Raw genomic sequence first — 2788 nt, 5'->3', positions numbered from 1 at the left:
TGCGGGGACACCGGGGAAGTGACTGCTTGCGTGTGACGATCCGGAACGGGGCAAAGCGTCTGCCTTGGGCTGTCGGAACCAGGGGGACACTGTTACCAGAAAGCTACACCGGACGCCAGCCCGCAACGTGATAAAGCTGCAACAGGGTGTGGTGGGGGATGGGCTATAGAATCTTATCTCCTTGATTGTATTAAATATCGACTTAAAATTAAAAACGACCGTAAACGAACCCACATGATTCAGTCCCGAAAACCAAAATTGAAGTGGAATCATAATGCCAAATAAGTTAAAAATAACACAAATACAATTTAAAGTTGGAACAGATTGGGACAATAATCCATTAAAATTAGAGTGCAATAATGTTACAATTCTTGTTGGACCTAATAATTCAGGGAAAAGCCAAACTCTACGTGAGATTGAAGGGCGTTGCTCTGGTGGAAATATTCAGTCATTCCTGCTAGATGATGTGCAAATTTCCATGCCAGAAACCGCTGAATCTATTGACGAGATGATGCAGATATTTCGTTCTGAGGCCCGTGAAGGTCAAGCTACTTCACCAAATCACGTTTGGTACTCCAGACCCAAAATACGCAATAATGAAAATGAATTACACATACAAATTCCTAATGATGCCTTTAAAATTTGGCTACAATCAAAAAGCACCCAACAAATAAGAGAGTATTTTATTCGATTTTTTACCGTAAGGCTCGATGGAAGATCTAGATTTGAATTGGTTGACCCCAAACCTACCGGCCCATTAGACAGATATCCAGAAAATTTATTGTGGCATCTATTTAACACCGACAACCAACGTAAATCAGTTCGAGATTTCACTAAAGAAGCCTTTGGTAAGTTTTTTGTTATTGATCCAACAGGAATGACAAAGTTCCGAGTTAGGCTGAGCGACCGAGAGCCTATCAGCGATGCAGAGGAACAGGCCTTAGACTCATCATCAAGGGATTTTCATGCGAATGCGCCAGTAATTCAATCTCTAGGAGATGGAGTTCAAGCATCTGTAGGCCTTGTAGCCGCGGTACTTAGCCTTCCTGATCGAATTATTTTGATAGACGAGCCGGAGGCGTTCTTACATCCAACTCTTGCTAAACGCGTAGGTCGTCTACTGGCAAAGGCTGTACGTGATCGGGATGCTTCATTGATAGTAGCAACACACAGTTCAGAGTTATTGCTTGGCTGCATGCAGTCGGTACCAAATCTAAGAATCGTGAGACTGACATATGCTGGTGGGGTCGGAGGCGCTCGCGCATTGGATGCCATTGAGGTCCAACGATTAATGAATGACCCACTACTACGGTCTGCACATGCTTTACGCGCACTATTTCATCGTGGTGCTGTAGTTTGCGAAGCTGATGCTGATCGAGCTTTTTACGAAGAAATCAATACGCGCCTGAGCACTGAAAATCGTGGTTTACAAGATTGCATATTCATGAATGCACAAAATTGGCAAACTATTCCACGATTAGTGCAACCACTTAGGAAATTTGGCGTTCCAGCGCTCGCGATATTTGACTTTGATGTTCTGATGAGCGAGGGCTTTGAGGCTCTTTGGCCCATGGTTGATCTCGTTGGAATCGAGTTACAAACACTACAGAATGAACGTGTAACCGTTATGGATGCAATGAAAAGCGTTGGTCGAAAAAAATGTAAAGAAAGAGGGATTGAAGCACTTGCAAAAGAAAAACAATCAATTGCATATAATTTATTATCTAGATTTTCAGAATTTGGAATATTATTTGTACCCGTCGGCGTACTAGAGTGTTGGCTAGAAAAACTCCTACCAGGACCCATATCAAAGCAAAATTGGCTATTTACTATTTTTAAAAAAATGGGCTCCGACCCAGATTCCGAGAATTATATAACGGCAAGCACCGATGATGTTTGGGGATTTCTTGAGCTAGCACGCAATTGGATTGACAACCCGAAACGGCGTGGAATGCCAATTTGAGCAGAAGATAAACTTGATCTTTTGCCACCTAATGAGCTGCTGGTACTGGTGTACCAGCAGCATTTTCCCCTACTTCAACCCCCGCACCACCTGTATATCCAAATCCCTGATCTTCTTCCGCAGCGTATTCCGGTTCAACCCCAGCATATGCGCTGCCTTGATCTGGTTGCCCCGTGTCGCGGTGAGCGACAGGGACAGCAGGGGCCGTTCGACCTCTCGCAGGATGCGGTCATAAAGCCCCGCTGCCGGGATACCGTCCTTATGCGCCGCGAAGTACTCCCGCAGGTGGCGTTCCACCGCCGCCGACAGGCCCTCATTCACCGGTTCCTGCACGGGGGCTGCGGCCGGGTTGGCTTCAGCCAGTTCGGTGTCGATGACGTCGAGGCTGATCACTTCCTGGGAGTAGAGTGCGGCCAGACGCTGGACCATGTTTTCCAGCTCGCGCACGTTACCGGGCCAGCGGTAGCGCTTCAGCCGGTCCATGGCGGCATTGTCCACCGTTTTGGCGGGCAATCCCTGCTGGGCGGCCTGGTTCAGGAAATGGCGGACCAGGGCTGGCACATCCTCCGTCCGCTCGCGCAGGGGCGGCAGGCGGATGGGCACAACGTTGAGGCGGTAGAACAGATCCTCGCGGAACAGGCCCTGGCGGATCAGGGTGCGCAGGTCGCGGTGGGTGGCGGCGACGATGCGCACATCCGTCTTGATGGGCGTGCGCCCGCCGACGGTCGTATATTCGCCTTCCTGCAACACGCGCAGCAGGCGCGTCTGCGCCTCCAGCGGCATGTCGCCGATTTCGTCCAGGAACAGGGTGCCGCCCTGCGCCTG

At 49.0% G+C, this 2788-nt stretch carries 2 protein-coding genes; one reads left to right on the top strand and one right to left on the bottom strand.

Translation table 11 applies throughout. The features are described 5' to 3' along the window. Positions 1 to 274 precede the first annotated feature (274 nt). Positions 275 to 1963 (top strand): ATP-dependent endonuclease, encoded by a 1689-nt coding sequence (locus Q0072_RS16380; RefSeq protein WP_298332334.1) that lies wholly within the window; start codon positions 275 to 277, stop codon positions 1961 to 1963. A gap of 69 nt (positions 1964 to 2032) precedes the next feature. Here the strand turns inward: Q0072_RS16380 and Q0072_RS16375 are convergent. Further along, positions 2033 to 2788: sigma 54-interacting transcriptional regulator (locus tag Q0072_RS16375; protein ID WP_298332331.1), on the bottom strand; the 756-nt coding region annotated here is incomplete at its 5' end.

It is taken from the genome of Asticcacaulis sp. (assembly GCF_027484505.1).
Lineage (GTDB): Bacteria > Pseudomonadota > Alphaproteobacteria > Caulobacterales > Caulobacteraceae > Asticcacaulis.
Note: the sequence above shows the minus strand (reverse complement) of the source record. Positions and strands in the feature narration are given on the sequence as shown.

Bases quoted from the DNA above. Each gene is read 5' to 3' on its own strand.
- Q0072_RS16380 (WP_298332334.1), top strand. From the start codon at position 275: ATGCCAAATAAGTTAAAAATAACACAAATACAATTTAAAGTTGGAACA.